Source organism: Flavisphingomonas formosensis (genome assembly GCF_009755815.1).
In the GTDB taxonomy this organism is placed as follows: Bacteria; Pseudomonadota; Alphaproteobacteria; order Sphingomonadales; family Sphingomonadaceae; genus Flavisphingomonas; species Flavisphingomonas formosensis.
This window is the reverse complement of sequence record NZ_WRPK01000002.1, coordinates 344,673-364,507: the sequence shown is the minus strand read 5'-3', so window position 1 is coordinate 364,507 and position 19,835 is coordinate 344,673. Positions and strand designations below refer to the sequence as shown.

At 66.5% G+C, this 19,835-nt stretch carries 18 protein-coding genes; 11 read left to right on the top strand and 7 right to left on the bottom strand.

Features of this window, described 5'->3' with window-relative positions:
• Nucleotides 1-37: 37 nt before the first annotated feature.
• Nucleotides 38-2,284 (top strand): DNA topoisomerase IV subunit A, encoded by a 2,247-nt coding sequence (gene parC, locus GQY20_RS07775; protein WP_157216492.1) that lies wholly within the window; start codon nucleotides 38-40, stop codon nucleotides 2,282-2,284.
• A 60-nt stretch (nucleotides 2,285-2,344) separates the two neighbouring features.
• Nucleotides 2,345-4,108, top strand: coding sequence for a putative bifunctional diguanylate cyclase/phosphodiesterase (locus GQY20_RS07770; protein WP_157216491.1), 1,764 nt, complete (start codon nucleotides 2,345-2,347; stop codon nucleotides 4,106-4,108).
• Here GQY20_RS07770 and GQY20_RS07765 read toward each other — a convergent pair.
• Genes GQY20_RS07765 through GQY20_RS07750 form a run of 4 tightly spaced genes read right to left on the bottom strand, consistent with a single transcriptional unit; the run spans nucleotide 4,084 to nucleotide 7,031 of the window.
• Entirely contained in the window at nucleotides 4,084-5,298 is a 1,215-nt protein-coding gene (locus GQY20_RS07765) for a CCA tRNA nucleotidyltransferase (RefSeq protein ID WP_157216490.1), read from the bottom strand. The two genes, GQY20_RS07770 and GQY20_RS07765, sit on opposite strands and share 25 nt — an antisense overlap.
• Complete coding sequence (locus GQY20_RS07760) at nucleotides 5,295-5,897, bottom strand: CoA pyrophosphatase (protein ID WP_157216489.1); 603 nt, start codon at nucleotides 5,895-5,897, stop codon at nucleotides 5,295-5,297. The genes GQY20_RS07765 and GQY20_RS07760 overlap by 4 nt, the downstream gene beginning before the upstream one ends.
• Entirely contained in the window at nucleotides 5,894-6,466 is a 573-nt protein-coding gene (locus tag GQY20_RS07755) for a DUF1285 domain-containing protein (RefSeq protein ID WP_157216488.1), read from the bottom strand. The genes GQY20_RS07760 and GQY20_RS07755 overlap by 4 nt, the downstream gene beginning before the upstream one ends.
• Before the next feature lie 46 nt (nucleotides 6,467-6,512).
• The gene (locus GQY20_RS07750; RefSeq protein ID WP_157216487.1) at nucleotides 6,513-7,031 is read right to left on the bottom strand and encodes a GNAT family N-acetyltransferase; all 519 of its coding nucleotides are present in this window, start codon (nucleotides 7,029-7,031) and stop codon (nucleotides 6,513-6,515) included.
• 111 nt (nucleotides 7,032-7,142) lie between these two features.
• On the opposite strand from GQY20_RS07750, the gene GQY20_RS07745 reads away from it, so the two are divergent.
• From GQY20_RS07745 to GQY20_RS07735, 3 genes are all read left to right on the top strand, one after another.
• Nucleotides 7,143-7,772, top strand: coding sequence for a glutathione S-transferase family protein (locus tag GQY20_RS07745; RefSeq protein WP_157216486.1), 630 nt, complete (start codon nucleotides 7,143-7,145; stop codon nucleotides 7,770-7,772).
• Nucleotides 7,773-7,894: 122 nt separating this feature from the next.
• Nucleotides 7,895-8,680 carry an SDR family NAD(P)-dependent oxidoreductase gene (locus tag GQY20_RS07740; protein ID WP_157216485.1) on the top strand — a complete coding sequence of 262 codons (786 nt, stop codon included), beginning with the start codon at nucleotides 7,895-7,897 and terminating at the stop codon, nucleotides 8,678-8,680.
• Nucleotides 8,677-9,078 carry a dihydroneopterin aldolase gene (locus tag GQY20_RS07735; RefSeq protein ID WP_157216484.1) on the top strand — a complete coding sequence of 134 codons (402 nt, stop codon included), beginning with the start codon at nucleotides 8,677-8,679 and terminating at the stop codon, nucleotides 9,076-9,078. The genes GQY20_RS07740 and GQY20_RS07735 overlap by 4 nt, the downstream gene beginning before the upstream one ends.
• 7 nt (nucleotides 9,079-9,085) lie before the next feature.
• Here GQY20_RS07735 and GQY20_RS07730 read toward each other — a convergent pair whose 3' ends face one another.
• Nucleotides 9,086-9,925 (bottom strand): hypothetical protein, encoded by an 840-nt coding sequence (locus GQY20_RS07730; protein WP_232475941.1) that lies wholly within the window; start codon nucleotides 9,923-9,925, stop codon nucleotides 9,086-9,088.
• 299 nt (nucleotides 9,926-10,224) lie between these two features.
• Here GQY20_RS07730 and GQY20_RS07725 point away from each other — a divergent pair, with 299 nt between their 5' ends.
• The 4 genes from GQY20_RS07725 to GQY20_RS07710 all read left to right on the top strand — a co-directional run bounded on the left by GQY20_RS07725 (nucleotide 10,225) and on the right by GQY20_RS07710 (nucleotide 12,755).
• Complete coding sequence (locus GQY20_RS07725; protein WP_157216804.1) at nucleotides 10,225-10,875, top strand: energy transducer TonB; 651 nt, start codon at nucleotides 10,225-10,227, stop codon at nucleotides 10,873-10,875.
• 89 nt (nucleotides 10,876-10,964) lie between these two features.
• Complete coding sequence (locus GQY20_RS07720) at nucleotides 10,965-11,720, top strand: MotA/TolQ/ExbB proton channel family protein (protein ID WP_157216483.1); 756 nt, start codon at nucleotides 10,965-10,967, stop codon at nucleotides 11,718-11,720.
• Between the two features lie 101 nt (nucleotides 11,721-11,821).
• Nucleotides 11,822-12,310, top strand: coding sequence for an ExbD/TolR family protein (locus GQY20_RS07715; protein WP_157216482.1), 489 nt, complete (start codon nucleotides 11,822-11,824; stop codon nucleotides 12,308-12,310).
• 19 nt (nucleotides 12,311-12,329) lie between these two features.
• Nucleotides 12,330-12,755 carry an ExbD/TolR family protein gene (locus tag GQY20_RS07710; protein WP_157216481.1) on the top strand — a complete coding sequence of 142 codons (426 nt, stop codon included), beginning with the start codon at nucleotides 12,330-12,332 and terminating at the stop codon, nucleotides 12,753-12,755.
• 264 nt (nucleotides 12,756-13,019) lie between these two features.
• On the opposite strand, the gene GQY20_RS07705 is transcribed toward GQY20_RS07710, so the two are convergent.
• Complete coding sequence (locus tag GQY20_RS07705) at nucleotides 13,020-14,969, bottom strand: OPT family oligopeptide transporter (RefSeq protein WP_157216480.1); 1,950 nt, start codon at nucleotides 14,967-14,969, stop codon at nucleotides 13,020-13,022.
• A gap of 81 nt (nucleotides 14,970-15,050) precedes the next feature.
• Nucleotides 15,051-16,832 carry an ABC transporter transmembrane domain-containing protein gene (locus tag GQY20_RS07700; RefSeq protein ID WP_157216479.1) on the bottom strand — a complete coding sequence of 594 codons (1,782 nt, stop codon included), beginning with the start codon at nucleotides 16,830-16,832 and terminating at the stop codon, nucleotides 15,051-15,053.
• Nucleotides 16,833-17,043: 211 nt separating this feature from the next.
• Between GQY20_RS07700 and GQY20_RS07695 the strand changes: the two genes are divergently transcribed.
• Entirely contained in the window at nucleotides 17,044-18,267 is a 1,224-nt protein-coding gene (locus GQY20_RS07695; protein WP_157216478.1) for a polyhydroxyalkanoate depolymerase, read from the top strand.
• A complete protein-coding gene (locus GQY20_RS07690; RefSeq protein WP_157216477.1) occupies nucleotides 18,257-19,831 on the top strand; it encodes a tetratricopeptide repeat protein in 1,575 nt (524 codons plus the stop codon). Before GQY20_RS07695 ends, GQY20_RS07690 begins: the two co-directional genes overlap by 11 nt.
• Nucleotides 19,832-19,835 lie beyond the last annotated feature (4 nt).

Sequence of the window (19,835 nt, the reverse complement as noted above, 5' to 3'; positions counted from 1 at the left end):
TTCCAAAGCGGATTCGCGCCTGCTACCAGCCGGGATCATGGCTTCTCCCTCCTCCGATCCTTTCGACCAGATCGTCGACGCCCCCTTCGATAGCGCGCTTTCCGAACGCTATCTCGTCTATGCGCTCTCCACGATCACCGCGCGGTCCCTGCCGGACGTGCGAGATGGGCTGAAGCCGGTGCATCGCCGCCTCTTGTGGGCGATGCGGTTGCTCCGGCTGGAGCCGGCCGCCGCGTATAAGAAGAGCGCGCGCGTCGTCGGCGACACGATCGGCAAATATCATCCCCACGGCGACACGTCGGTCTACGATGCGATGGTGCGCCTCGCGCAGACTTTTGCGCTGCGCTATCCGCTGGTCGACGGGCAGGGCAATTTCGGCAATATCGATGGGGATAACGCCGCAGCCTATCGCTACACCGAGGCGCGGCTGACCCAGGCCGCGATCGAGCTCATGGAGGGGCTCGACGAAGGGACGGTCGACTATCGGCCCACCTATAATGGCGAGGAAGAGGAGCCCGAGGTCTTTCCCGGCCTTTTCCCGAATCTGCTCGCCAACGGTGCCAGCGGCATCGCGGTCGGCATGGCGACGTCGATCCCGCCGCACAATGTGGCCGAGCTGATCGATGCGGCGACACTGCTGATCGACGAGCCGCAGGCCGGTCTGGCGGGGGTGCTGCAGCATGTGAAGGCCCCCGATTTCCCGACCGGCGGCCAGATCGTCGATTCGCCCGCGGCGATCGCGGAAGCCTATGCCACCGGGCGCGGTGGCTTCCGCGTGCGGGCGCGCTGGACTGTCGAGGATCTCGGCCGCGGCACCTGGGCTGCGGTTGTCACCGAGATCCCCTATGGCGTGCAGAAATCCAAGCTGATCGAGCAGATTGCCGCGCTGATCGGCGAGAAGAAACTGCCCATCCTCGACGATGTCCGCGACGAGAGCGACGCCGAGATCCGCATTGTGCTGGAGCCGCGTGCGCGCACCGTCGACGCGCAGATGCTGATGGACAGCCTGTTCCGCCTCTCCGATCTGGAAGTACGCGTCCCACTCAACCTCAACGTGCTCGACGCCAATCGCACGCCGCGTGTGATGAGCCTCGACGAGGCGCTGTCAGCATGGCTCGCGCACCAGTTCGAGGTGCTGGTGCGGCGTTCGAAGCACCGGCTGGCCAAGATCGAGGATCGGATCGAGCTGCTCGACGGCTATCTGATCGTCTATCTCAACCTCGATCGCGTCATCGAGATCATCCGGACCGAGGATGAGCCGAAGCCGGTGATGATGGCCGAATTCGGCCTCACCGATCGGCAGGCGGAGGCTATCCTCAACATGCGCCTACGCTCTCTGCGCCGGCTCGAGGAAATGGAGATCCGCAAGGAGCGCGACAAGCTGGATGAGGAAGGCAAGGGCCTCGCCGCGCTGATCGAGAGCCCGGCACGCCAGCGCACCCGGCTCAAGAAGGATCTTGCCAAGCTGCGCGAGCGCTATTCGCCGGAAACGGAGATCGGCCGCCGCCGCACGCTGATCGAGGAGGCTGGCCCCGCGCGCGAAATACCGCTGGAAGCGATGATCGAGCGGGAGCCGATCACCGTGATCCTCTCCCAGCGCGGCTGGATCCGGGCGATGAAGGGCCATGGCGATCTCGCCTCTGCCGACACGCTGAAGTTCAAGGAAGGGGACGGCCCGCTCTTCGCCTTCCACGCGCAGACTACCGACAAGCTGTTGCTCGCCGCGGACAATGGTCGCTTCTACACGCTGGCGGCCGACAAGCTGCCCGGCGGGCGCGGTTTCGGCGAACCGGTGCGGCTGATGGTGGATATCGAGGGGGAGGCGGGCTTCAGCGCCCTGCTGCCGACGCGCACCGGCGGCCGGCTGTTGCTGGCCGCCTCGGACGGACGCGGTTTCATCGCCAAAATGGAGGAGATCATCGCCGAGACCCGCAAGGGCAAGCAGGTGGTGAATCTGCGCACCGGCGCTCGGCTCAAGGTCGTTCGGCCTGTGCCCGAGGGGGCCGATTATGCAGCGGTGATCGGCGAAAACCGCAAGCTGGTGGTCTTCCCGCTCGGCGAACTGCCTGAAATGGCACGCGGTTCGGGCGTCCAGTTGCAGCGCTATCGCGATGGCGGCCTCTCGGATGCGATCGCCTTCCGCTTCACCGATGGATTGTCCTGGGCGATGGGCGGAGAGACCGGACGGACCCGCACGGAGACAGATCTTACGCCCTGGCGCACTGCGCGCGGCGCGGGCGGCCGTATGCCGCCCATCGGGTTCCCGCGCGACAACCGCTTCTGATGCGGAAATTCGGAGCTGTCCGAAAGCAGAAATTAACCGCTTTGGGATAAGGCTCGGTCGATGCAGTCGACGCGCCGGAACCCTGAGAATCCCGAGAAGGAAGAAGAGCATTCCGCTCGCCCGTCGCCCGTCGCCGATGCGCAAGGGCAGGAAGATGCTGGAAATGCCGAGCCGCTGCAGGAATATCTGGATGCATTGCCCATCGCGGCGGCGGTGATCGGACTCATGGAGGGCAGCGCTGCGATCATCGCGGCGAATGCGCGTTACGACATGGTGAGCAGCTCGATGGTCGCTTTCGGCGACAGCGACGGCAGCATACCCTTGCTGAGCCGCCGCGGATTGAGCGAGGCGATTCGTGATTTTTTTCAGAGTTCGGCCGGCGCTCGCGAATTCGAATGGCAAGAGGGCGGCGCGATCAGCGGTCGCCATTTCATCGTGCGGCTGGCGCAGCTGCCGCCTCGCGGCGGGAACGGGCGCTGTCTGCTGTCCCTTGTCGACCGCACGACCGAGATCGAGACGCAGCGCAGCCTGCGCGCCGAAATGCTCCGCGACAGCCTGACCGGCCTACCCAACCGTTCGGCCTTCAACGGTGCGGTCGATTCCGCGATGCATGCTCCCGACGCCGCCGGAAACTTCGCGGTGATGGTGGTGGACCTCAACCGGTTCAGCCGGATCAACGATTCGATGGGGTCGCTTGCCGGCGACGAACTGATCATCACAGTGGCTCGCCGTCTCGTGTCGGTGCTCCGCGGCGGCGACATGCTGGCGCGGATCGGCGGTGACGAGTTCGGCATCCTGCTGCGCCTGCACGACGGGCCGGACGATGCCTTGCAGGCCGCCAAGCGCATCCAGGCCACGCTCTTGACGCCCTTCCGCCTTTCCGAACTGGAATTCCGGGTCGATTGCGCGATCGGATGCGCGTTGCTCGGCGTGGAGACCGTCTCGTCCGAGGATCTGCTGCGCAACGCCCAGTTCGCGCTCAAGCGCGCCAAGCAATCGGGCCGCGTCGAAATCTACGAGGCGGAGGAGGCGAGCATAGCCCGTCGCCGCTTCAGCATCGAGACGGAGTTGCGGCGAGCTATTGAGGGGGACAAGCTCACCCTGGCGTTCCAGCCGCTGATCCATCTGGCGAGCGGTCGGGTAACCGGTTTCGAGGCGCTTTCGCGCTGGACGCACGATGACGGCCGGGTGATGTCGCCGATCGACTTCATCCCCGTGGCGGAAGAATCGGGCCTCATCCTGCCGCTTGGCCGCTGGGCGCTGGATGCCGCGATGCGTACGCTCGCGGATTGGGATCGACGCGCAGGCATGCTGCTGCCGGTGCGCATGGGGGTGAACGTCTCGCCGATCCAGATCACGCGCGACGACATGGCGACGACGATTACCGAGGCTCTGGCCGCGCATGGGCTCGGAGGCGACCGGTTGATGATCGAAATCACCGAAAGCGCGATCATCGCCGATCCCGAGCGAGCGAATCGCGTGCTCGAAGAGCTGAAACGGATCGATACCGAGATCGCGATGGACGATTTCGGCACAGGCTATTCCAGTCTCGCCTTTCTGCAGAAGCTGCCGATCGACATGCTCAAGATCGATCGGAGCTTCGTTGGCCGGATGCTCACCGATCGCGATTCGCTCGCGATCGTGCGCGCGGTGCTGAGCCTGGCCGAATCGCTGGGCATGTCGACCACGGCCGAGGGTATCGAATCTGTGGAACTGGCAGAGACACTGACGGCGCTGGGTTGCTCGGCCGGGCAGGGCTTCTATTTTTCAGAGCCGCTGACAGCGGATGCGGCCTTTGCTTATTGGGCCGGCCGCAACAACTGATCGACCGCTTCCTGAGCGAGCGCAAGCGCGCGCGCGTGGGCCGGAAAATCCTCGGCGATCCAGCGCGCTTCCACAGCCTGCAGCGTCTTGGCGACGACCGGCCCGGCCGGTAGCCCCATCGCAATCAGGTCACCGCCGCCGAGCGGCAGGCGCGGGCGATCCCAGCCCTCCAGCTCCGCAAGCGCCGCGACGTCCCGTTCCGATAGCAAGAGCCTATCGATCGCCTCCTCCCGGCCGAGCCGATAGGCGAGCGCGCGCAACGGCTCGACCTCTTCGGTCCGCCCTGCTGCCGCGGCGAGACGGCGTTGCGCCGCGTTGGAAAGCTTGAGCCGCACCGCCAGCGCGGTCGCCAGCGGCGGATCCGGGGGGAGCAGCGCGGCGAGCCGGCGAAGCGGGTCCGGTCCGAGGCCGGCCGCTCGTTCGCGTTCGATCAGCGCGCGAAGCCGAGCGAGGCCCTGCAGGTCGATCTCGGGAAGCACCGGCCTCCAGATCCCATGTTCGAGCATCGTCGCGAACGCAGGGGCGGGATCCTCGACGGCGAGGAGCTTCAGCAACTCGTCGGCGATCCGCTCGCGGGAAAGGGCCATCAGGTCGTTGGCGCGGGCCGCGCAGGCGGCGAGGGCATCCGCATCGGGCGCTCCTTTTCCGAAGCGGGCGTGGAAGCGGAAGAAGCGCAGGATACGAAGATGGTCCTCCGCGATTCGCGTCAGCGGTTCGCCGATGAAGCGGACACGACCTTGGCAAAGATCGGCGAGGCCGCCGAAATAGTCATGGATGCGCCCGCTCACCGGCTCCGCCGACAGGGCGTTGATGGTGAAATCGCGTCGCGCGGCATCCTCTTGCCAGTCTTCGGTGAAGGCGACGGTCGCCCGCCGTCCGTCGGTGGAGACATCACGGCGCAGCGTGGTGACTTCCACCGGGCCGCCCGGCGTGACCGCGGTGATCGTGCCATGGGCTATGCCGGTCGGAACGGCCTTCAGGCCCGCCTGCCTTACTCTGTCGAGCACCTCCTGCGGAAGCAATACGGTGGCGCAATCTATGTCGGCGACGGGAAGGCTCAGCAGCGTGTCGCGCACTGCGCCGCCGACGAAACGGATCTGCCCTTGGCGGCCGCCCAGCACATCGAGCAGTTCGGCAAGGCCCGGGCGGCTGCGCCATTCAGCGTCGGGCAGATAGGTGTCGGTACTCATGCGGGATAGGCGAGGCGGCGTGCCAGGTTGACGATGATCCCCGCGGTGGCGCCCCAGATGCGGCGATCCTGCCAGGTGAGCTCGAAGAACCGGCGCTCGTGCCCCTGCCATTCGACCGCTTGTTCGACATGGTTGCTCGGTTCGAGCAGGAAGGACAGTGGCACCTCGAACAGCGCGGCGACCTCGGCATCGTTCGGCACCAGCGCAAGATCCGGCGGGATCACCCCGATCACCGGCGTGATCTCGAAGCCCGTGCCCGTCCGGTAGCGGTCGGCGATGCCGATGAGCTGCACCATGCTCGGCGGCAGCCCGATCTCCTCCTCGGCTTCGCGCAGCGCGGTAGCGATCGGCCCGTCATCATCCGGGTCCATCCGGCCGCCGGGGAAGGAGATTTGCCCGGGATGTTTGCGAAGCGTTTCGGTCCGCTGCGTCAGCAGCACGCCGGGATCGGATCGGTCGGTGACCGGAACGAGCACCGCTGCCGGCGCGAACGGTTCCAGGCCGTCCGGCTCATGATCGCGAAAATCGCTGGTCAGATGAATCGTTTCGCGGCGCGCCCCTTCTTCGAGCGCGACGCGCAACCGTTCGGCAAGCGTCATGCGTCCGGCTCCAGGGGAAAGAAGGCGCCTTCGCTCCACAGGCCAGGCGGCGCCGCATTCTCGTCGAGCGCGAGCTCGACAAGTTCATAGTAGACGGAACGGACGACCAGCGCTTCCAGGCCGCCGCGGACGTGCAGATATGGATGGGGGCCGTCCTCGCGCGACTCGAAGCGCAGCGAATGGGTGGCATCAGCCACCACCATGTCGCCGGTATTCAGCCGAAAGGCGAGACGCCGCGCCGGGCCCTTGCCCTCGGTCTTGAGCTCGACCGCAACGAAAGGGGCATCCTCCACTTCGATGTTCAGCTTTTCGGCCGGGGTCACCAGCACGTGGCTCCCGTCCGGCTCCCGCCGCAAGATGGAGGAGAAAAGCCGAACCATCGGTGCCCTGCCGATCGGCGAGCCCTCGTGGAACCAAGTGCCGTCGCGAGCGATGCGCATGTCGCTCGGCCCCGTGCGGCTCGGGTTCCATGTCTCGACCGGAGGCAGCTTCCGTTCGGCCGCCCGCGTCGCGATCTCGGCCAGCGACAAGCCGGCTAGATCGTCGGGAGGCGGTGCGGTCTCGGGCATGGATCCGCGTTATGCCATTGCGGCCGCAGGTGCAAATCCGGGAGGATCAGCCGGCGAGAGCGGCCTGGCGGGGGCGAATTGCCCCCGTAGCGGGCAGTGTGCGGCCGCCGGTCAGGCGCGCGAGCAGGCGCCGCCGTTCGACCGGACCCGGTATCTCCCAGCTGCCCGTCGCGTCTGCATCGAAACCGAAGAAGCGGCCATAATATTCCGGGTCGCCGATGAGCATCAGCGCCGTCTCGCCGGAAGAATCGGCCGCACGCAGCGCATGGTCCATCATCTTGCGGCCGATGCCGTCGCGTTGCCGACAGGGGATCACCGCAACCGGCCCGAGCAGAACCAATGGTTCCGCCCTGCCGTCGGGCTGCGCCAGTTCCACCGGCCACATCTGCAGCGTGCCGATCAGCGCGTCGCCGTCGAACGCTGCGAAGGAGAGGTGCGGCACCGCATGCACGCCCGCGCGCATGCGATAGGCGGTTCGGCCGTGACGATCGGTTCCGAAGGCGGCATCCAACACCGCTTCCACCGCGTCCGGCGCGGCCCGGGAAAGGGGAACGATCTCGATCACTCTGCCAGATACTCCTGTCGCAGCGAGGGGATGAAGAATGCGGCCGCACCATGTGGACGCCCGGCGCGGCGCGCTTTAGCGTTCGCTCTACGAAAGGAAAGCGATATTCCGATGAAATTATATGATGCACCCTGGGCGCCGAGCCCGCGGAAGGTCCGCATGTATCTTGCGGAGAAGGGAATCCATGTCGATCGCGTGATGGTCGATCTCAAGACCGACGAGCAGCTGACGCCTGCCTATCTGGCGATCAATCCGCGCGGCACGGTGCCGGCACTGGCGTTCGAGGACGGCACGGTACTGGACGAGACCTCGGCGATCTGTCGGTATTTTGAGGCACTGCATCCCGATCCGCCGCTGTTCGGCACCACGCCGGAGGAGATCGGGCGGATCGAGGCCTGGACCCGCCGCATCGAGGCGGAGGGCTATGCCGCGGTTGGCGATGCTTATCGCAACAGCCGCCCTTTCTTCGCCGATCGTGCGCTCAGCGGAAAATGGCCGGCGATGCCGCAGCTGCCTGGCCTCGTCGATCGCGGCCGGGCGATGTGGGATCGCTTCCTGGACGTGATGGATGCGCGCCTGAGCGAGAGCGAGTGGATCGCCGGGGGCAGCGTCAGCTATGCTGATATTTGCGGCTTTGTCGCGGTGGAGTTCGCCCGTGCGACCAAGCTGCAGAGCGTGGAGCGGCCTTCCGTGGCGCGCTGGCACGCGGCGATGGCGGAGCGTCCCAGCGCCGGTGTGTGAATTATCCCCACCATGCGTGGGGAAGCTTGTGGACAAGTGCGGGACGACGGCCCATTCGGCCCGTCGTTGCGCCGCCGGCTTCGCCTTGCCCGTTTTTCGGGCAGACGCTATCCGCCCTATGGATGGCATCCGAATTCGGTAATCTCGAAGAGTCGCCCCGCACGGCGATCGTCACCGGGGGCGCACGACGCATCGGCGCCGCGCTAAGCCGCGCGCTTGCCGCCGATGGCTGGCATGTGCTGATCCACTGCCGCGATTCGGCCGAAGCGGCCGAAGCGCTGGCGGCCGAGATCGGCCATGCCCATTGCGTCGCGGCCGATCTCGCCGATCCCGCGGCGGCGGCGCTGATCCTGGATGCGGCGCGCGACATGCCGCCGCCCGGCCTGCTGGTGAACAACGCTTCCGGCTTCGTCTTCGACAGCTTCGACGATTTCACGGCCGCGGACTGGGACGCGCATATGGACGTGAATCTGCGCGCGCCGGCGCTCCTCTCGCAGGCATTCGCGCGGGCGGTGCCGAGCGGGGTGCCAGGGCTGATCGTCAACATCCTGGATGCCAAGCTTTCGGCGCCCAACACCGACTTCTTCAGCTACACCATCTCCAAATTCGGTCTCGCGGGGCTCACCGAACTCAGCGCCCGCGTGCTCGCCTCGCGGGGCATTCGCGTTGCGGCGATCGCGCCGTCCGTCACGCTCGTGTCGGGCGAACAGAGCGAGGCGAATTTTGCAGCGGTCCACGCCTATAATCCGCTCGGCCATGGCGTCTACCCGGAGCAGATCGTGGACGCGTTGCGGTTCATCGTCGCCACCCCGACCTATACCGGCCAGACCATTACCCTGGACGGCGGCCTGCGCTTTCTCGGGCTGCAGCGCGACATTCAATTCATCAAGGACCTGGAAAGCCGATGATCACTTCTCCGACGTTCGATGGCCTGGTGCCGGCGGCCCTTGCTCCGAAGACGCGGCGGATCATCCTCCAGGATTATGATCTGCCCGTCGACATCGGCTTCCACGCGTTCGAGGTCGGCAATCCGCAGCGGCTGCTGGTCACGGTGGAAGTCTGGCTGGACGAGTCGGCGTTCGCCGCGGAAGATACGGTCGCGGCTGCGTGGAATTATGATTTCCTGCGCACGGAGATCAGTAGGATGACGTCCGGCCGCCGCTTCAACCTGCAGGAGACGCTGGCGCGCGAGATTTACGATCTAGTCGCCTCGCGCGCCGGCGTCACCGCCCTGCGCATCTCCACGCGCAAGCCGGACGTCTATCCGGACTGCGCGGCCGTCGGCGTGGAGCTGGCCTCCTTCTGATCTTCGCTCAACGCGGCTGGCGGGTGCGGGCGCAGGGGCCGAGGCGCTGCAGGATGAGTTGGTAATCGTCGCGGGTTGCGGCGGCATCGGCGTCGCTCATCGACGAGACCGAGCTGTCCGGCAAGCGCGCGGGCAGGAAACAGGCGAGCTGATACCAGAGCAGCGTCTCGGGCTTGGGCGGAGTCGCCGCCTCGTCGACCATCTCGCCCAGCGCGACCGCCCAGCGCGGATCCTCCTGAGGCCGCCGCAGCACGTTGAGGGATATGGGGCGGCCATTTTGGGTGGTGAGGAAGATCTGGGTCTCGCTCTCGCCGGGGATCGCGCCCGGGACGTGGAAGGCGTTACCGATGCCGGTGACGTGCGGCGGTGCGTCCTTCGATGCGGCCTCCACGAGAATCGCCCGCACGCGCTGCTCCGTCTCGGGCGTCCAGCCGATCTGAGCGTCGGGCGCCACGAGCTGCAGCGTGCCCGGGCGGCCCGGCACCGGTGCGGCGAGCACCAGCATGCGGGCCTTGCGCAGCCTCGGGGGCCGATTCGAGGGACCCAGCGGTACGTCGACGAGATAATTCACTTGGGCTTGCAGACCATCGGCGCCGCGGATCAGAGTCTGCACCGTCGCCTCGACATAAAGGCGTACGACGCCTGGCGGGACATCCGCCGCCTGTGCGCCTTTCAGCGGGATCGCATCGTCCACGAGCACGACTGCGGCGATCGGCGCGGTGACCGCGATATCCGCCAGATCTGCATATGAAAAGGAATTGTTAACAAGCGGTTGCGTCACTGTTTCGGCATGGGCTGGGAGGGTGGAAAAAGCCGTTAAACAGGCCAGAAACAAGAGCGTACGCATGCAGCCTCCCGGGTCACGAGCCCATGCCGTTACCATGGATTTCGCCCCGTGGGCCAGCATTCGGAACGGCCGCGCCTATGTGCAAAATCAAGTTTTTTGGCGCACAAGGGGGTGTTGCGTCGTCAAGTCGGTCGCGATAGAGAGTGTCCGCCGCGCGATCGGTCATATAAGATGCATATGCGGGGACCATATGTGTCTTGGACAAGAACAAACAAGAGGCTGGTCGCGCTGAAAGATCGATCGGGTGCCCGCAACGGCGCTTCGGCGAATCCTTAATCCGGAGGGAGTGTCGTTCATTAATGGCTTATGCTGACCAATCGATGAGCTCCCGCCGCATGGTGGCGATCGTGATCGTCGTCCTGTTGCATGCGGCTCTCGGCTACGCTTTCATCACCGGCCTGGCATATAATGTCGTCAAGAAGGCCGTTCAGGATCTGAAGACCTTCGATGTGGAGGATGAGCCGCCGCCTCCCGAGGCGCCGCCGCCCCCACCTCCCAAACAAGTCGAGGTCCAGCCTCCGCCCGTCGTGACCCCGCCGCCGATCGTTCAGGCGCCGGTCGTCGCGGCCCCCATCATCCAGACGGTCCCCGTCGCGCCGCCGCCGGTCATCACGCCGACTGCGCCGCCTGCTCCGCCGCCGAAGCCGAGCATCGCCGTCCCGGGCAAGCCGAAAGGCGCGCCGGGTGACTGGGTGACGTCGGAGGATTACCCCGCGGCTGAGATGCGCGCCGAGCATCAGGGCGTGACCGGTTTCCGTCTCGATGTCGGACCCGATGGCAAGGCCACCAACTGCACGGTGACCTCGTCGAGCGGCTTCCCGGCCCTGGATGATACCGCGTGCCGCATGCTGATGCGTCGCTCGCGCTTCTCGCCCGCCAAGGACGATGCTGGCAACCCGATTGCATTCAGCTACTCCAACCGCGTGCGTTGGCAGGTACCGAAGGATTGATCCTGTTCGGGGCTCCGGCCGTATCCTTGGCCGGAGCCGCGTTAGTTTTTCGCCCCCTTGCACTGAATTAGAAGAGGAAAGTTAACCCCATGAGCACCCCCGCAGCTGCCGGCGCCGCCGCGAACTCCAACCCGTACGGCTTGCTCGCCGCGCTCCATCAGGGCGGCGTGATCGCCTGGACCGTCTTCCTCATCCTCGTGGTGATGTCTGCCGCGTCCTGGTACATCATGTTCACCAAGCTGCTCGAGCAGCAGAAGATCATCAACCAGGCGAAGCGGGTTCGCGCCGGCTTCTGGAGCGCACCGAACCTGAAGGACGGCGCGGCGAAGCTCGAGAAGAACAGCGCCTACCGTCAGATCGTCGACGACGGCCTGATCGCGCAGGACCAGCACACCAAGCTGACCGATCCCGTCGATCAGCATGATTGGATGCTGAGCTCGCTCGCCCGCAGCCAGGCAGCGGTGAACTCGAAGCTGGGCACTGGCCTCGCTTTCCTCGCCACCGTGGGTTCGACTGCGCCGTTCATCGGTCTGTTCGGCACGGTTATCGGTATCTACCGCGCGCTCATCAAGATCGGTGCCGCTGGCCAGGCCTCGATCGACGCCGTCGCCGGTCCGGTCGGTGAAGCTCTGATCATGACCGCGCTCGGTCTGGCCGTGGCCGTCCCGGCCGTGCTCGGCTACAACTGGCTGATCCGTCGCAACAAGTCGGTCGCCGAGTCGCTCAGCGCGTTCGCGAATGACATCCATGGCTACATGATGTCCGGTGGTGCGGTGCGTCCGCTTTCGGCTCCGGCGAAGCTCGCTGCTCCGGCCAAGCCGGCTCCGGCGCCGACCAAGGCCTGATCTATGGTTCGGGGCGGGCCGCGTGCCCGCCCCTTGCCTTCGATCCGACCGGGCTCGTCATATGATGCGCCCAAGACAAGTACAGGACAGGATTTGACCCTATGGCCATGAGTGCGGGCCCCTCGGAAACGGGCGAGACCGACACCCCGATGTCCGACATCAACACGACGCCTCTCGTGGACGTCATGCTGGTGCTCCTAATCATCTTCCTCATCACGGTGCCCGTCGTCATTCAGACTATTCCGATGACGCTGCCGAAGGTTCGCTTCGAGCCGACGACCACCAAGCCCGAAAACGTATCGCTTTCCGTTAAGGCAGCGGCGAACGGGACCTGCGAGATCTATTGGGGTCTGACCAAGGTCGGCCCGCAGGAACTGCTCGATCGTGCGGTCGACAAGCTGAAGAAGGAAATCGCGAAGCAGGGCGGCGTGAACGCGAAGGGTCTCGAATTGCCCGAGGCGCATATTCGCGGCGACATCAATACGCCTTACCGCTGCATCGGTGCGGCGATCACCAACATGCAGCGTGCCGGTTTCGCGCGGATCGGGTTCATCTCCGAACCTCCGCCCGGTGCCAGCGAACGCCTCTAGTCTGCAGGAGTAACTGACCATGGCCATGAGCTCAGGCAGCGCCGAAGGCGAGCCCATGATGGACATCAACACCACGCCGCTGATCGACGTGATGCTGGTGCTCCTGATCATGTTCATCATCACCATTCCGATCCAGACCCACGCGGTGAAGCTGGACTTGCCGTCGAACCAGGCAAATCCACCAAAGAATCCGGTTCAGGCGGATAAGAACAAGGTGACGATCGACGCCGCCGGACAGGTTTACTGGAACGGTACGCCGATCGATCTGAAGACGCTGCGCCAGTATCTGGACATCTCGCAGCAGATGAACCCGATCCCCGAGCTGCATCTGCAGCCGGATCCCCAGGCCCGTTACGTGGTGGTGGACGAGGTGCTCGCCGTCACCAAGCGTGCCCAGGTGGAGAAAATGGGTTTCGTGGGCAACGAGGCCTACGCCAACTACTGATAACGCGCTCGCGTTGGACATATCGGGGCGGGCCTATGGTCCGCCCCTTTTTTTATGCGCGGTTGCTGTGTCGAGCATAGGGCTCGATCTGTGGGCTGTCGAATCTTGACGGGTGGGTTGCGACCCCGGTGGCTGAGGTAATGCAGGCAGTTTGACGCCTCATCGGCGGGCGGTATACGCGGTTCTCCGGCGTCGCATCGATGGGAGCCGGAGAGCGCAGCCGGTCGCCGAGCAGCAGCGTTGCCGGATCGGCTTGGGTGCCGATCAAGCCGCAGCTTCTTGACGCATGATCCAGCGGTAGGAGACGCTCAGGGCGATAAGGAACGCCAGGCCTCCGATCACGAGCGCAGCCGTCTCGAAGCTGTCGCCGACGATCGCGAGCGGCGTCGCGCTGCCAGTCACGACGATCAGCAGCGCCAGCAAGACGCCGAAGAGGCTCTCCCCCACGATGAAGCCGGAGGCGAGCAGGACGCCGATCCGCTTTCCTGCCTCGCCGCGGCCGCGTTCGTAGAGGAAGCCGACCACGGCTCCGATCACCAGCGGCATGGTGAGGCTGATCGGCAGATAGATGGCAATGCCGACGGCGAGCGGGGGCAGGCGGAGCAGCTTCAACCGGCCTAGCAGCGCATCGAGCAGGATGAGCCCCGCGCCCAGCCCCGCGCCGCCGCCGATCAGCGACCAGTCGAGGCCCTCTCCGAGCACGCCGCGAGCGAGTGCGGTGATCAGTGTCGCCTGGGGAGCCGGCAGAGGATTGGTGGGCTGGACGGCGCCGGGGACGGCGCTGGCGAAGCCGTAGGCGGTGTTGAGCAGATCGAGGATTGGCGGGATTACCAGCGAGCCGGCAACCACGCCGATCATGAGCGCGACCTGCTGGCGCCACGGCGTCGCGCCGACGAGCTGGCCGGTCTTGAGATCCTGCAGATTGTCGTTTGCGATGGTGGCGGAAGCGAAGATCACCGCGGTGACGAAGAGCGCGAAGGCGACGAGGTGCTGGCTCGCCTGCGGTCCGGCGACCGGCTGGACCACTCCAGCCAGGAGCAGTGCCGCGCCTATGATCGCGAGGATGCCGACGCCCGACAGCGGGCTGTTAGATGCGCCGATGAGGCCCGCCATATAGCCGCATACGGAGGCGACGAAGGCGGCTCCGAGCAGGATGTAGAGCAACGCGCCTGCGATCAGCGGCCAGGTGAGCGGCGCAAGTGGACCGCCCTGGAGGAAGCCGTAGAGTACGATGCCGACGGGGACGATGAGCGCCGCCAGGATGATGCCGCCGATGCCCAGCGGTAGGTCTCGTTCCTCGACCGGCAGCGCGACGGCCGAGCCGCGCCGCGCCCGCGAGGCGGCTGCTGCGCCGGCGAGGCCGGACGCCAGGGGCCTGGCCAGCTTTGCCAGGGTCCAGATCGCGGCGATGCCGATCACGCCGGCGCCGATGAAGCGGACCTCGCCGCTGAACACGCTCTGCGCGGCTTCGGCCGCGGAGCCGGGGGTGTGGTGCAGCCAGGTGAGGAAAGGCGTGGCGATGCCGAATGCGATGATGACGCCGAGCAGCATCGCCATGCCGACCGAGATGCCGACGAGATGGCCCGCGCCGATCAGTGCGAAGGACAGGGTGACGGAGATGCCGCTGGCGCCGCCGCCGACACGGAACCAGGAGCCGGCCTCGGCCGCGAAGAGGCGCATCGCGGAAATGGCCGCGAAGCCCGCGGAGACGAGGCTGCCGATGACGATGGCGCGCAGGCCGGTTTGATTCTCCTCGGCACCCTCGCGGCTCTCGGCGCCGACCTTCAGCACTTCGGCGGCGGCGACGCCTTCGGGATAGGGCAGGTCCGATCCGGTGACGAGCGCGCGGCGCAGCGGGATGGAGAGGAGGACGCCGAGGATGCCGCCGGACACGCAGACCAGGAAGCTCGGCAGGAAGGGGAAGCTGTGCCACCAGCCGGTCATCACCAGGCCCGGCAGCACGAAGGCGATGGCCGCGAGCGTGCCCGCGGCCGAGGCGATCGTCTGGACGATGTTGTTTTCCAATATGCCCGCGCCGCGCACGAAGCGGAGCAGGGCCATGGAGATCACCGCGGCGGGGATGGAGGTGGCGAAAGTCAGGCCGACCTTGAGGCCTAGATAGACGTTGGCGGCGGTGAAGACGAGGGTGATGGCGAAGCCGAGCGCGATGCCGCGCAGGGTGAGTTCGGATTGCGCGGCCGCTTGCGACGCCATGGCTGTCCCCCGGAGCAAAGGATCAGCTTAGAGCATCCCGGCGAGCGGAGGGAGCCGGATTCCGGGCCTTCGATTTTCGCTTCACGCCAGCGCGCCTTCGAATTGCAGGCGGGCGAGGCGGGCGTAGAGGCCGCCGGTTTCGGTAAGGGAAGCGTGCGTGCCTTCCTCGACGATGCGGCCCTTGTCCATGACGATGATGCGGTCGGCCTTGCGGACGGTGGCGAGGCGGTGGGCGATGACGATGGTGGTACGGCCGGCCATCAGCGTCTCGAGGGCGCGCTGGACCAGGCGTTCCGATTCGGCGTCGAGCGCGCTGGTCGCCTCGTCGAGCAATAGCAGCGGGGAATCCCGCAAGAGTGCACGCGCGATCGCGATGCGCTGGCGCTGGCCGCCGGACAGGCGCGCGCCGCCCTCGCCCATATAGGTGTCGAGCCCCTGGGGCAGGGTGCGCAGGAACTCGGCGGCGTTGGCGGCCTCGGCGGCCGCCCAGAGCGCGGCGTCATCGGCCGCCCAGCGGCCGTAGCGCAGATTGTCGCGCGCGGAAGCGGCGAAGATCACGGTCTCCTGCGGCACCATTGCGATGCGCCCACGCACCGCCGCCGGATCCGCTGCGGTGAGCGGGACGCCATCGAGGCTGACCGTGCCCGCCTCCGGATCGTAAAAGCGCTGGGCCAGCTGGAACAGCGTCGACTTACCGGCCCCCGACGGGCCGACCACGGCGACGAGCTCGCCCGGCGCGATGTCCAGCGTGAAATCCTCGAGCGCGGCGATCTCCGGCCGCGTGGGATAGCGGAAGCGGACATGTTCGAAGCTGAGCCGGCCCTGCGGCGGCTCGGGCAAGGCACGCGGATGCGCAGGCGCGCGGATCTCGGGGATTTCGGCGAGCAACTCGGCGATGCGGCTCGACGCGCCGGCGGCGCGCAGCAGGTCACCATAGACTTCCGTAAGCGCGCCGAAGGAGCCGGCGACGAGGCCGCCGGTGATCACGAAGGCCGCGATCGAACCGCCGGAGAGAGTGCCGTTCGCGACGTCGCGCGCGCCTTCCCACATCACCATGGTGATCGCGCCGAAGATCAGCCCGATGATGATCGCCGTCATGATCGCGCGCAGGCGGATGCGCTGCTTGGCGGTTGCGAAGGTCGCGTCGACTGCGCTGTGGAAACGCTCCGCCTCGCGCTTTTCCTGTCCGAAGGCCTGGACGATCTTCATCGCGCCCAGCGTTTCGGAAATGATCGAGCCGATGTCCGCCACGCGATCCTGGCTGGCGCGCGAGGCCGTGCGAACCTGTCGGCCAAGCAGGATGATCGGGATCATGATCGCCGGTATGCCGAGCAGCAGCATCCCCGCGAGCTTCGGCGCGAGCGCAAAGAGATAGATGATCCCGCCGACGCCGATCACGAGGTTGCGCAGCGCGACGGAGACCGTGGTGCCGACCACCTGCTCGATGATCGCGGTATCGGCAGTCAGGCGCGACGCGATTTCGGACGGGCGATTCTCCTCGAAGAAGCGCGGAGCGAGGGTGAGCAGGTTGGTGTGAACGGCGGTGCGGATGTCCGCGACGGTCCGCTCGCCGAGCCAGGACACGAAATAGAAGCGCACGGCGGTCGCAAGCGCCAGCACCACGACGACGAGCAGCAGCCCGTGGAAATAGGCGCTAATCTGATCGGGCGCGGACGCGCCGCTGAAGCCCTTGTCCACCACCTGCTTGAAGGTTCGCGGGATCCAGAGGGTGGCGCCCGCAGCGAGGACGAGCGCGACCGATGCCAAAGCGAGCTGCGCCGGATAGCGGGAGGCAAAGCTCCAGATCAGCGCGAGATTGCCGAGCCGGCGGGGCTGATCGGCGGGAGGGCGGGCGTCGGCCATGCGGAAAATACCTGCGGGAAATTAGGGAGCGCGCGTGCGCCTGCCCCTAGCAGTGGCCGCCGGTACGCTCAACTCAAAGCAGCTTTTCGCGCGAAACGCACGCTCGCTCGCGCGAAACGCACGGCTGCGCGGGGCGTTGTCTCATTGCAAGCGGGTGCCGGGCACTCTAGATGGACAGCCAAGTAGGCCCTCGGGCCGCAAGGGAACATGCATGCTCTATAACGCCTATGAAATGCAGCGCTCGCTGCTCGCCGGCGCCAGCGCAATGGCCAATTTCGGTTCCGAATGGTTGCAAAATCCCGCCAATCCGCTGGCCTATAACGGCTTCAGCCCGCTGCTCGCATCCGGCCTCGACGTCTTCGCGCATGCATCGGCGCCGCGCGGCAAGCCGGCCTTCGGGTTCGATCATACCATCGTCGACGGCAAGGACGTGGCCGTCACCGAAGAGATCGTGCTGCGCAAGCCATTCGGCCAGCTCAAGCGCTTCCGCCGCCACGGCGTGGCCGATGGCCAGCCAAAGCTGCTGATCGTCGCCCCGATGTCCGGCCATTATGCGACACTGCTGCGCGGCACCGTGGAACGGATGCTGCCCAAGCATGACGTGTACATCACCGACTGGCGCGACGCGAAGCTGGTGCCGTTGGAAGACGGCCTCTTCGATCTCGACGACTATATCGATTATGTGATCGAATTCCTCGAGACGATCGGCCCGGGCGCACACATGCTGGCCGTCTGCCAGCCTTCGGTGCCCGCCTATGCGGCAGCGGCGATCATGTCGGCCGACGGCAATCCGGCACGGCCGCGCACCTTGACGATGATGGGCGGCCCGCTCGACACGCGCGAGGCACCGACCCAGGTGAACACGGTGGCGACGCAACGCCCGCACAGCTGGTTCGAGCAGAATGTGATCCAGACCGTGCCGTTCCTCTATCCGGGCGGCGGACGGCGGGTCTATCCCGGCTTCCTGCAGCTGACCGGCTTCATGGCGATGAACCTCGGCAATCATCTGATCAGCCACTGGACGATGTTCAAGCATCTCGTGCAGGGCGACGAGGACAGCGCCGACGCGACCAAGGCCTTTTACGACGAATATCGCTCGGTCTGCGACATGGACGCGGAATTCTATCTCCAGACGATCGACGTCGTCTTCCAGCAGCATCTGCTGCCCAAGGGCGAGATGACGCATCGCGGCCGCCTGATCGATCTCGGCGCGATCACCGACGTGGGTCTGCTGGCGGTCGAGGGCGAGAAGGACGATATTTCGGGTCTGGGCCAGACCAAGGCGGCGCTCACCATGTCGAAAGGCCTGCCCAAGAGCTTCAAGAAATATTATATGGCGAAGGGTGTCGGCCATTACGGCATCTTCAACGGCCGCCGCTGGCGCGAGGTCATCGCGCCGGTGGTCGAGGACTGGATCGCGAAGCATGCGGCGTAGCGGGAGCCTCCTCCCGCTGATCGGTGCGGCGGCGCTGCTGGCTGCACCTGGCAATGCAAGCGTCACTCCGCCCAAGCCTGCGATCGCGCGGCCCCAGGATCGCAGCGAGGCGGTACGTGCCGCCGCCACGGCGGCGCTCGAGCGGGCGCAGGCCAATGACTGTCGCGGCGCGCTCGCCAAGCTGGATCCGCTGCTGCCCGGCCTGCCCTCCGGCCGCGATCGGGACATGGTGCAACTGCTGCGCCTGCCCTGCCTCGGCCCGGCGGGTCGTGCGGCAGAGGTGCCGAAAGTGCAGGCCGAGCTCGCCGTCGCGCAACCCAATAACGGCATGGTGCGCAGCTTCGGCATCTTCGTCGCCGCCAACCAGAACCGGTTCGACGATGCCGGCGAGCAGCTCGTCACCCTGGCCGAGCAGGATCCGGACGCGCTGCGCATGGTGCCCGGCGCGATCTGGCGCGGTATTTCCCAGAAGCTGACCGAAGAAGACAAGCTGACTCTGCGCAACCGGGCCTATATCGCGCTCGCCCGCGCCGACTGGCAGCCGAACGACCAACCCGATATGCGCGATGCTCTGGCGCAGGGTGCGATCCAGGCGCTGCTGGAGCAGAAGCAGGTCGAGGAAGCGCGGGAACTGCTGCCCCGCGTGACCATGCCGGAGCTGCTGGCCGGCATGGCGATGGAACGGGTCTATCAGCCGATCTGGCCGGATATCGAGACTCGTCTCGGCCCCAACTCCGGCAGGGCCGTGGACCGCTTCGCCACCGCGCGGCTAGCCCGGCTGGCCGATGCCCCGGATGATGTTCATGCGCTGCGCGATGGCGTGCGCGCCTTCATCCTGCTCGGCCGTTATGCGGATGCGATCGAGCAATCGGCGCCCGTCAAGATCGCGGTCGGTATGGACGAGGATGCGGTGGCGGTGATCCGCTACCGCGCACAAGCGCTCTCCGCGCTCGGCAGGCGCGACGAGGCGATCGCCCTGCTCAACGGCTTCACGACGCTGGATCTCAGCAAAACGCCGCAGGCGGTGGACGGTGTGGTCGGCCTTGCCGAGATGCTGGACGAGGCCGGACGCGAAGCCGATGCGCTGAAAGTGGCGGACGATGCGCTGGCCAAGGCACGCGATACGCTGAGCGACTATGGCGCGATGTGGCTTGCGCGGACGCGGGCCTGCGCGCTCGGCGCGCTGGGCCGCACCGCGGAGGCTGCGACGCAGGGTGACGCGCTCAAGGCCAAGGCAAGCGACAATGAGGCTGCGGCCGTCGAGGGGCTGCTGTGCCTCGGCCGCAGGGACGAGGCCGCAGCGATCGCCGTCCACGCGCTGAGCAGCATCGAGGGCGCGAGCAACATCACCGACCAGTTCCAGCCCGACGGTGCCTTCTGGGCGCCGAGCCAGTCGCGGCTGCGCGGGCTGTGGGTTCCCCTGCTGGCGCGGCCCGACGTCAGGACGGCGTTCGACAAGGCGGCCCGGATCCTGCCCCAGTCGCTCTGGCCGTCCCGCACGCCGCGCGACATTCCTGGCCCGGCACCTGCGGTCCAGGACGACGATTCCGTCCCGACGACCTGATCGG

What these genes read in the sequence shown, in the direction of transcription:
- parC (WP_157216492.1), top strand. Translation starts at nt 38, where the DNA reads ATGGCTTCTCCCTCCTCCGATCCTTTCGACCAGATCGTCGACGCCCCC.
- GQY20_RS07770 (WP_157216491.1), top strand. Translation starts at nt 2,345, where the DNA reads ATGCAGTCGACGCGCCGGAACCCTGAGAATCCCGAGAAGGAAGAAGAG.
- GQY20_RS07765 (WP_157216490.1), bottom strand. Translation starts at nt 5,298, where the DNA reads ATGAGTACCGACACCTATCTGCCCGACGCTGAATGGCGCAGCCGCCCG.
- GQY20_RS07760 (WP_157216489.1), bottom strand. Translation starts at nt 5,897, where the DNA reads ATGACGCTTGCCGAACGGTTGCGCGTCGCGCTCGAAGAAGGGGCGCGC.
- GQY20_RS07755 (WP_157216488.1), bottom strand. Translation starts at nt 6,466, where the DNA reads ATGCCCGAGACCGCACCGCCTCCCGACGATCTAGCCGGCTTGTCGCTG.
- GQY20_RS07745 (WP_157216486.1), top strand. Translation starts at nt 7,143, where the DNA reads ATGAAATTATATGATGCACCCTGGGCGCCGAGCCCGCGGAAGGTCCGC.
- GQY20_RS07740 (WP_157216485.1), top strand. Translation starts at nt 7,895, where the DNA reads ATGGCATCCGAATTCGGTAATCTCGAAGAGTCGCCCCGCACGGCGATC.
- GQY20_RS07735 (WP_157216484.1), top strand. Translation starts at nt 8,677, where the DNA reads ATGATCACTTCTCCGACGTTCGATGGCCTGGTGCCGGCGGCCCTTGCT.
- GQY20_RS07730 (WP_232475941.1), bottom strand. Translation starts at nt 9,925, where the DNA reads ATGCGTACGCTCTTGTTTCTGGCCTGTTTAACGGCTTTTTCCACCCTC.
- GQY20_RS07725 (WP_157216804.1), top strand. Translation starts at nt 10,225, where the DNA reads ATGGCTTATGCTGACCAATCGATGAGCTCCCGCCGCATGGTGGCGATC.
- GQY20_RS07720 (WP_157216483.1), top strand. Translation starts at nt 10,965, where the DNA reads ATGAGCACCCCCGCAGCTGCCGGCGCCGCCGCGAACTCCAACCCGTAC.
- GQY20_RS07715 (WP_157216482.1), top strand. Translation starts at nt 11,822, where the DNA reads ATGGCCATGAGTGCGGGCCCCTCGGAAACGGGCGAGACCGACACCCCG.
- GQY20_RS07710 (WP_157216481.1), top strand. Translation starts at nt 12,330, where the DNA reads ATGGCCATGAGCTCAGGCAGCGCCGAAGGCGAGCCCATGATGGACATC.
- GQY20_RS07705 (WP_157216480.1), bottom strand. Translation starts at nt 14,969, where the DNA reads ATGGCGTCGCAAGCGGCCGCGCAATCCGAACTCACCCTGCGCGGCATC.
- GQY20_RS07700 (WP_157216479.1), bottom strand. Translation starts at nt 16,832, where the DNA reads ATGGCCGACGCCCGCCCTCCCGCCGATCAGCCCCGCCGGCTCGGCAAT.
- GQY20_RS07695 (WP_157216478.1), top strand. Translation starts at nt 17,044, where the DNA reads ATGCTCTATAACGCCTATGAAATGCAGCGCTCGCTGCTCGCCGGCGCC.
- GQY20_RS07690 (WP_157216477.1), top strand. Translation starts at nt 18,257, where the DNA reads ATGCGGCGTAGCGGGAGCCTCCTCCCGCTGATCGGTGCGGCGGCGCTG.